Source organism: Candidatus Obscuribacterales bacterium (assembly GCA_036703605.1).
Classification (GTDB): domain Bacteria; phylum Cyanobacteriota; class Cyanobacteriia; order RECH01; family RECH01; genus RECH01.
On sequence record DATNRH010000561.1, the window covers coordinates 1 to 7,778 of the forward strand.

A 7,778-nucleotide genomic window follows, 5' to 3' on the forward strand; every position below is an offset into this window, starting at 1 on the left:
GCATCTAGAATTTGATTAATGTTTGATCCGGGCATACCGATAGCTTCAGCCAAGATAACATCCCAACTTTTTGCCAAATCAATATCTTTAGCCCGGATTAAAATTGCAGGCTTATCATTGGCAAGGTGATAATGAACTGCATGAGCAAAGGCATGTGTCTTTCCTACTCCAGGTTCACCGATATAAGCAGCAGGCTGCCCTAAAGTTCTCAAGTATCTTGGCGTTACTTTTCGGGCAAGCCACTGATTTAGGACAGACTCAAGTTGCTTTCCGATATCTGCAGTTGGTGATTCCAAAGAGAATTTATTATCTGGAGAGATTATATTAACGAGTTGCCAAGGGGCAGCTTCATCAGTGACTTCCTTTTCAAAATCAGGAATTGGAAAGGAGTTTCCAGTTACAATGCGCTTTTCTAATTCTTGCTGCTCAGCGATAGCAGCTACCATCCATTCTTCAGCACTTCTAATAAGATCTTCAGCATCATCCCGTTGCATAAACTGTGGGTATCGTCTTAGTCGCAAGACTGCCAAGTGAACATCTTCGAGTAGGATACGAACTTTTCTTACCTCATCGAGCCACTTCGGTTGAGAGGACAGACCATTCAGGCGTAACTGGAGATCCGCTTCTACTTGACCAATTTGATGAAGATCAGGAGAGTAACGATTGCTCAACCAGCTATGCTTAGCCCGCTCAAAATTTCGCCTCAGCCACTCAAGGATAATTTCGGGTTGGAGAGGTTGTTCTCCTTTGACTATGGAAATGAAAATTTGGTAAATATCGCCCGTTTGAATATCACGAGCATTTACATTCGCAAGTATTGTCTGTTGGGGTTGCTGGGATTCTAGGCGATCGCTCATAGCTTGGGCTCCACTGTAGCGAAAATACTCAACTTGACAAAGGCTCGTGAGGCGGGTGCCCATGAAAGCCACCATTGGACTGCAAGTCAGGGTTTGCTGATCCTAAACCTACAGTCTAAATTTGAATCAGTATGATTCGGTGTTTCCGCCAGCTCATATAATAAAAACAACGCACCTCTGAACGGAAGGTTATAGGAGCTGTATCCAAATTCTACCGATAAGGAGAAGTTTATGGAATTTTTTTCTATACTGGCTGGTATTGTGACCACCATCATTTTACCCAAAGTGCTGGTGGAAGCAAGCGAGAAGATTGGCGAGAAAATTGGCGATGTAGCCGTTGAAAAAAGTGGCGAGGTGATTCAATTGCTTTACAAGACAGTCCAGGGTAAGCTCCAGTCAGTAGGAACGAATGGTTTGCTGAAACGGGCAGAGGAAAAGCCCACGGATCAGAATATCCAGGTTCTTGAGGGAGAACTAGTCAGCCAGATGGAGGAGGACAAAGAGTTTGCGGCTCAATTAGAAGCACTGATTCAACAGATTCAAGCTCAATCACCTACTTTACAGGTTGTTTTGGATACAGTGCGAGTTAAGGGGAGTGCAAAAATTGGAGATATTGAACAGGTGAGTGAAAACAAGTCTGCAGAGCAGATTATTGGGCGTGATTTAGGAGTTGAGGGCGATTTTGAAATGGGGGATGTTACTCAGAGGATTCAGAAAAAGCAGTGACTTGTTCATGGTAACTGCCTCATTCTATAGAATAAAGGACGATCGCTGTTTGAAATAGTCAAGAGGATGATAGGAGCGATCGCCTATGGTGTCATGTCATCGGCTATGGGTAGTAACGACTGAACATGCCGGAGGGGGCACGATGGTATAGTACAAAGGAACGTGATGTGCGATCGCCCTTGTGGGAGCGTTCCTATGGCCATTATTTCCTCCAAGCAACCCGATCCCAATCAGCCTGGATCAGACAGCCCCGATCCAAAAGCGATCGCCCCTCGGGTGTCTCGTCCGCCTGAAGCGGCCTTGCTGCAGCCCGATGCCCAAGTGCAAGAAACCGGCAAAGCAGAAGAAACTCTGCGCCCCCAGCGCATTGGCGACTACATCGGGCAATCGTCGTTGAAAGACGTGTTAGACATTGCCATCAAAGCCGCCCAGTCACGCCAAGAGCCCTTGGATCATCTCCTGCTCTACGGGCCGCCTGGATTGGGAAAGACCACCATGGCCTTGATTTTGTCTAGCGAGATGAACGTGGGCTGCAAGATCACCACCGCCCCAGCCCTAGAGCGTCCTCGCGATATTGTCGGCCTGTTGATTAACCTGAAACCCGGCGACATTTTGTTTATTGATGAAATCCATCGCCTGCCTAGAGTCACAGAAGAAATTCTCTATCCAGCCATGGAAGACTTTCGCCTAGATATCACCGTGGGCAAAGGACAGAGCGCTCGCACCCGCAGTATTCCCCTACAGCGCTTCACCTTGGTGGGCGCAACTACAAGGGTAGGAGCCCTGTCATCGCCCCTACGCGATCGCTTCGGCCTCGTCCAACGGCTTCGGTTTTATACCGTTGAAGAACTGACCGAGATTGTCCAGCGCACCGCTACCATTCTCACCACCGCCGTCACCCCTGAAGGAGCTGCTGAAATTGCCCGTCGGGCTCGGGGTACGCCGCGGATTGCCAACCGCCTGCTGCGACGGGTGCGCGATTATCTAGAGGTGAAGGCATCGGGCTCGGAAGTCACCGAAGCGATCGCGGCGGAAGCCTTGGAGCTATTCAACGTCGATCCCTGCGGTCTAGACTGGACAGACCGACGCTTACTGTCGATGATGATCGAAAACTTTGGCGGCGGCCCGGTGGGTCTCGATACCCTAGCCGCTGCGACGGGCGAAGATGCCCAAACCATCGAAGAAGTTTATGAACCCTACCTCTTGCAAATCGGCTACCTCAACCGCACCCCCCGCGGCCGCATTGCCACCCGCGCCGCCTGGCAACATCTGGGCTACCAACCCCCCGATCAACAACTGCCCCTCTTGTCTTGACGATGCGGCGTAGGACTTGCCCACTCCCCCTGCAAGCGGTCTGGATCAGGGTAAGCGAAAACACTATTCGCGATCGCATTTTTGTGTAGGGTGGCATCTGGATTTAAGAACAGAGACTTGCATGGATCAGGTGACCCTCCGCTCCGCGACTGACGCCGATCTCCCCGACATTTTGGAGATCTATAACGATGCCGTCTTACATACCACCGCCTCCTACGACTACGAGCCCCATACCCTAGCCATGCGCCAAGCTTGGTATGCCGCCAAAGTAGACCAAGGATTTCCCATTTTTGTGGCAGAACGCCAAGGACGGGTTGTGGGTTTCAGTTCCTTTGGCCCCTTCCGTGCTTGGGCTGCCTATCAATACACCGTGGAGCTATCGATCTATGTCGCCGCCAGCGATCGCGGCCGGGGGGTGGGTAAACAGTTAATGAAGCCCCTGATTGAAGCGGCGCGGGCCATGAACATCCATGCCATGGTAGCGGGCATTGATGCCAACAATGAAGCCAGTCTGCGGCTGCATCGCTGTTTTGGCTTCCAAGAAGTGGCCCATTTTCCCCAAGTCGGCTATAAGTTCGATCGCTGGCTCGACCTGAAGTTTTTGCAGCTCCTTCTGTCATAGCTGTCTAGCCTGTCTAGGCGCAACTGCATCTAAGCTCAGGATAAGCATCTATAGACTGTGATTCTACAGAGCCCACTAAGATGAACATAGTCTAGGTGTCACCACGGCATGAGCTATTGTCCCAACCCGGTTTGCCCCAGTCCCCAAAACGATCGCCATGGGCTGCATTGTGATGCCTGCGGTACGGCGCTGATGCTGGGCGATCGCTTTCGGTTGCTGCGACCGCTGCGGCAGGGGGGCTTTGGGGCGACCTTTTTGGCGGTGGATGAAACCTTGCCGGGGCGCGATCGCTGTGTGGTGAAGCAGTTTTTGCCGCAGTTGCAGGGGCGTGACTATGCGGAGCAGGCGGCCATGCTCTTCCAGGAGGAAGCGGCTCGGTTGGCGGAGTTGGGCGATCATCCGCAGATTCCCAAATTCCTAGCCCAGGTGGAGCAGGCGGGGTATTACTACCTGGTGCAGGAGTTTATTGACGGGCAAGATTTGGAGCAGGTGCTGAAGGAGCAGGGGCCGCTGCGGGAATCGCAGGTGTGGTATGTGCTCAAATCCTTGCTGCCGGTTCTGGATTTTATCCACAGCGCTCGGGTGATCCACCGAGATCTTAAGCCGGCCAATATTATCCGCACGGGCGATCGCCACCTTGCCTTAGTTGATTTTGGCGCATCGAAATATGCTACGGGTACGGCCCTGGCCCGCACCGGCACGGTGATCGGCAGTGCGGGCTATGCAGCGCCAGAGCAGGCTTTAGGTAAAGCCGTGTTCGCTAGTGATCTCTACAGTCTCGGGGTGACCTGTGTTCATCTGCTGACGGATCAGCATCCCTTTGATCTATACAGCGTCAGTGATGATGGCTGGGTGTGGTCGCAGTATCTGCCCCAGCCGGTGAGCGATCGCCTGCTGCGGGTGCTGAATCGATTATTGGAACGATCCCTGAGCCGTCGCTATGCCACGGCCAGTGAGGTATTGGAAGATATTCGGCGATCGCGGCCGCCTCGCCCGGCCGCACCGGCACGGCCCCAGACCAGCGGCTGGCGCTGCACGCGGGTGTTTCGCGGTCATACCGGCAGTATCCAAGCGATCGCCATTAGTCCCGATGGTACCCTCTTGGCCAGCGCCAGCCGGGATCAGTCCATTAAGCTCTGGGGCCTGTATACCGGCAAATTGATCCATAGCTTCGAGGGGCGATCGCCCTGGGGGAAAGACGGTCATTCTGCCCCGGTCAACGCCCTGGCCTTCACCAGCGATGCCCAAACCTTACTGAGCGGCAGTGATGATGGCACCGTGTGGCTCTGGGATGTGCCGCGCCGTACCGCCATCGGTATGTTGCCGGCCCATAGCTGGGGGGTGACGGCGATCGCCCTCGGCGATGATCGTTTACTGGCCGTGGGCAGCGCTGACGGTGCGATTCAGCTTTGGGACATTACTCGCCGAGAACGTCTGCAAACCCTACGCCCCCAGTCTGTGCCGGTGACGGCTCTCCAGATCAGCCTCGATGGGGCTTGGCTGGTGAGTGGGGGCGATCGCCTCGTGCGCATTTGGGATTTGGGTAACCTGCGGCAAACGGGACAGGTGCCGTTGTGGAATACGCTGAAGCAGGATGCCCCAGCTTGCGCCATCGCCCTCAGTGCCGATCGCCAATGGCTGATCACCAGCAGCGATCGCTCCCTGATGATATGGGATACCCTAGAGCAAGTTTGCCAGCAGACCATTCGCGCCCATCAAGGGGCCATTAATACCATTGCTCTCAGTCCCGATGGTCAGTTTCTGGCTAGTGGCGGCGATGATAGCCAACTGCAGATCGGACGCTGGGAGCGATCGCGGTTTCGCCATGGCGGATCGCTGAAAACGGCTTGGGTGGTGAATGCGATCGCCATCTGCCCAGATAGCGGCGGATTGGTGAGCGCCGGGGCCGATGAAACGCTGCAACTTTGGACCTACGAACCACTGGGATTAGATCGGGGGACACCATGAGCTATTGTTTGCATCCAACCTGTCCATCCCCTAGCACCCCCCAGGGCGATCATTTCTGTGTGCATTGCGGATCGCGAGTGCGGTTGGGCGATCGCTACGTAGCCGTGCAGCCCATTGGCGGCGGTGGATCGAGCCGTACTTTTTTGGCCATCGATCAACGCCGTCTCACCCACAATCGCTGTGTCATCAAAGAATTTGAGCAGCAGGGCGATGGTGAAGCCTTTCGCTACCAGATTGCCCGCATCGAACCGCTGTTCAAACATGCGCAGTTGCCCAATGTCTTGGCCTATTTTGAACGCGATCGGCATCATTACTTAGTGCAAGAGTACATTCCTGGCCCCAATCTTGGGCAAGAACTCCAGACCAGCGGAGCCTTTAGTGAAGATAAAATCTGGACGGTGCTTCAAGAAGGGCTGCTGTTGCTCAAGTATCTGCATAGTCAACGGCTGATCCATCGCGACGTGAAACCCACCAACCTGATCCGCCGCGACGGTCGGTTTGACCTAGGCTATCTTACCCTTGTAGACTTTGGATCCGCCAAGATCGCCACCCAGTCTACCCTCGCCAAACCCGGCACCATGATCGGCAGCGCTGAATATATTGCCCCCGAGCAACTGGCGGGCCAGGTCACCTTTGCCAGCGATCTCTATAGCTTAGGCACCACCTGCCTGCATTTACTCACGGGTCTGTCGCCCTTTGAATTATTCAATTTTCGGGACGGCAGTTGGCTGTGGCGTAGCGTGTCCGGGCCGATCACGGACGACTTAGCAGAAATCCTCGATCGCCTCGTATGCCGTAATTTAACCGAGCGCTACGCCAGCGCTGAGATCGCCCTCAAGGATGTCTTACTCCACTGTCCAGGCTCATCCTCCACCCTGATCATTCCCGCTAGCCAGCCTCCCCTGCCCCTGCCCGACACCCAGCCCCCAGATCTATCCTGGGTCTGTGAGACGACCGTGACCGTCGAGCACCCGATCACGCGATTGGCACTGCTGCCTACGGGGCAGATGCTCACCGGCGATCAACAGGGGGCGATCGCCCTTTGGCAGGGCATGGAACTGGAACGTACCTGGGTGGGCCATGCCTACAGCGTTGCCGCCCTTGCCTACTCACCCATGACGGCCATGGTGGCCAGCAGTGGCTACGATCGCACCCTCAAGCTATGGGAGTTAGACCGTCCGACGCCCCAAGTGTTGCTAGAGCAAGGTGAACTGGTTACCGCCCTGGCATTTACCCAGGAAGGCCACCTGATCAGTGCTGGCCGCGATCGCCATCTGCGGCTATGGGATCGGCACGGAAAACTGCTGCATATCTTTGAGGGACATACCGCGCCGGTGGAGTCCCTGGCCGTCAGCCCCACAGCCCCGGTGATGGTGAGCGGCGATGCGGATGGCAACCTACGGGTTTGGAACCTAAACCTGCGCATCTGCCTGCGTCAGTTGGCCAAACATGGGGGCTCCGTGAGCGCTATCGCCCTGATCCCCTCCCCCGACCCGGAAGAGCCGGAGCAGCAAACCGTGGTCACCGGCAGTTGGGACATGAGCATTCGTCTGCGACATCTGAATACCGGCGGACTGTACCACGCTCTGTCCGGACATCTGCTGCCCATTCGTACCCTAGCGCTGAGTGCTGATGCCCAGATCTTAGCCACCGGCAGTCAAGATAGCACCATCAAACTGTGGTCGGTGATCACCGGTCAGCTCCTGGCCACCCTCACCGACCACACCGCCGCCATCGAGGCGATCGCTTTTCATCCCGACGGACGGCTGATCAGCGCCAGCCAAGATCGCACCCTGCGTCTATGGCGAGGACATTAGGAAGACGCCACCAGCCGATACTTACCCGACTTCACCCGCTCCAACTTGTTGTCATTCACCCCAATCGATAGGATATTCAACAAGCGATCGCGGGCCGTGGTGCGGGCATCTTTGGGAATTTCCGGAGAAAAAATATGGCTAATCAAATCACTGGACCCCATCACGGCATCGGGAGATGCTTCAAAAATAGAGTGCACGACTTCTGTGAGGGGTTGGGTGCGGTAGTCGGCTAACATATAGTGCTGCCAGCCCGTATCGGTCGTAGACGTTTTCCGTTTTGAGGTTGTCTTAGTCGCCGTGGCTTTTGGCGTAGATCTCTTTCGCCCTCTGGTGCCGCTAGCTGATTTAGCAGTGGCTGTCTTGGTGGTTGCTGATTTGGAGGTCGCTGATTTGGAGGTCGCTGATTTGGAGGTCGCTGATTTGGAGGTCGCTGATTTGGGTGTTTTGGAGGTCGCTGTTGGTTCCTTTGCGATC

Annotated in this window: 7 protein-coding genes; 5 read left to right on the forward strand and 2 right to left on the reverse strand. The window is 55.0% G+C overall.

Annotated elements, in window-relative coordinates:
• On the reverse strand, positions 1-857 hold an 857-nt coding region (locus V6D20_11995; protein ID HEY9816501.1), incomplete at its 3' end, for a hypothetical protein.
• Between the two features lie 231 nt (positions 858-1,088).
• Here V6D20_11995 and V6D20_12000 point away from each other — a divergent pair.
• The 5 genes from V6D20_12000 to V6D20_12020 all read left to right on the forward strand — a co-directional run bounded on the left by V6D20_12000 (position 1,089) and on the right by V6D20_12020 (position 7,304).
• Positions 1,089-1,583, forward strand: coding sequence for a hypothetical protein (locus V6D20_12000; GenBank protein HEY9816502.1), 495 nt, complete (start codon positions 1,089-1,091; stop codon positions 1,581-1,583).
• A 195-nt stretch (positions 1,584-1,778) separates the two neighbouring features.
• Positions 1,779-2,897 (forward strand): Holliday junction branch migration DNA helicase RuvB, encoded by a 1,119-nt coding sequence (gene ruvB / locus V6D20_12005; protein ID HEY9816503.1) that lies wholly within the window; start codon positions 1,779-1,781, stop codon positions 2,895-2,897.
• A gap of 121 nt (positions 2,898-3,018) precedes the next feature.
• On the forward strand, positions 3,019-3,519 hold the full coding sequence (locus tag V6D20_12010; protein HEY9816504.1) for an N-acetyltransferase family protein: 501 nt from the start codon (positions 3,019-3,021) through the stop codon (positions 3,517-3,519).
• A 108-nt stretch (positions 3,520-3,627) separates the two neighbouring features.
• A complete protein-coding gene (locus V6D20_12015) occupies positions 3,628-5,487 on the forward strand; it encodes a serine/threonine-protein kinase (GenBank protein HEY9816505.1) in 1,860 nt (619 codons plus the stop codon).
• On the forward strand, positions 5,484-7,304 hold the full coding sequence (locus V6D20_12020; protein ID HEY9816506.1) for a serine/threonine-protein kinase: 1,821 nt from the start codon (positions 5,484-5,486) through the stop codon (positions 7,302-7,304). The genes V6D20_12015 and V6D20_12020 overlap by 4 nt, the downstream gene beginning before the upstream one ends.
• Here V6D20_12020 and V6D20_12025 read toward each other — a convergent pair.
• Complete coding sequence (locus tag V6D20_12025) at positions 7,301-7,540, reverse strand: hypothetical protein (GenBank protein ID HEY9816507.1); 240 nt, start codon at positions 7,538-7,540, stop codon at positions 7,301-7,303. The two genes, V6D20_12020 and V6D20_12025, sit on opposite strands and share 4 nt — an antisense overlap.
• Positions 7,541-7,778: the final 238 nt, after the last annotated feature.

What these genes read in the sequence shown, in the direction of transcription:
- V6D20_12000 (HEY9816502.1), top strand. Translation starts at nt 1,089, where the DNA reads ATGGAATTTTTTTCTATACTGGCTGGTATTGTGACCACCATCATTTTA.
- ruvB (HEY9816503.1), top strand. Translation starts at nt 1,779, where the DNA reads ATGGCCATTATTTCCTCCAAGCAACCCGATCCCAATCAGCCTGGATCA.
- V6D20_12010 (HEY9816504.1), top strand. Translation starts at nt 3,019, where the DNA reads ATGGATCAGGTGACCCTCCGCTCCGCGACTGACGCCGATCTCCCCGAC.
- V6D20_12015 (HEY9816505.1), top strand. Translation starts at nt 3,628, where the DNA reads ATGAGCTATTGTCCCAACCCGGTTTGCCCCAGTCCCCAAAACGATCGC.
- V6D20_12020 (HEY9816506.1), top strand. Translation starts at nt 5,484, where the DNA reads ATGAGCTATTGTTTGCATCCAACCTGTCCATCCCCTAGCACCCCCCAG.
- V6D20_12025 (HEY9816507.1), bottom strand. Translation starts at nt 7,540, where the DNA reads ATGTTAGCCGACTACCGCACCCAACCCCTCACAGAAGTCGTGCACTCT.